We start from the raw sequence: 469 nt of genomic DNA on the forward strand, positions 1-469 counted from the left end.
TGGTTGATCCACACATTCATGTCGAAGGTGCAGAGCTGCGAAAGACTTGCCATGGGAAATTCCTTTCTGAGGGTTGAGGAGTGAAGCCGGCTATCAGCCGTTCAGGAAGATACCGGACACCTGCGCGGCAACGTCAGCGCCGGAGGTCTGCGTCACGGTCAGCCCGCCGGACACGACCGAGAACGCCAGGTTCAAAGGCGTTCCCAGGGTATCCAGTATGAGCCCGCTCTCGCCCTGCTTGCGCTTGATCTTGCAGGTCCCGTCGATCTCGTTCGCGACGCCCGAGCAACTGACGATAATCGTCGTGTTGCCGCCCCATTCCGAGAGCTGCTCGGCGCTGACGATCTCTGTCGGCGTCGCGTCTTCCAGATCGACCCCGAGTTTCAGCCGCGGCGCCAGCTCGCGCGCGTCCGTCAGCTCGAACCGATCCGAGACGAATTGCTCGGCCTGAACGACCGTGTTGAACCGC

At 61.6% G+C, this 469-nt stretch carries 1 protein-coding gene; it reads right to left on the reverse strand.

All coding sequences use genetic code 11. The features are described from left to right. Nucleotides 1-93 precede the first annotated feature (93 nt). Nucleotides 94-469, reverse strand: a 376-nt coding sequence (locus tag D4754_RS23785) for a hypothetical protein (protein ID WP_163026051.1), incomplete at its 5' end; no start/stop codon positions are given.

Source organism: Chachezhania antarctica (assembly GCF_003646465.1).
GTDB classification, from domain to species: Bacteria; Pseudomonadota; Alphaproteobacteria; order Rhodobacterales; family Rhodobacteraceae; genus Chachezhania; species Chachezhania antarctica.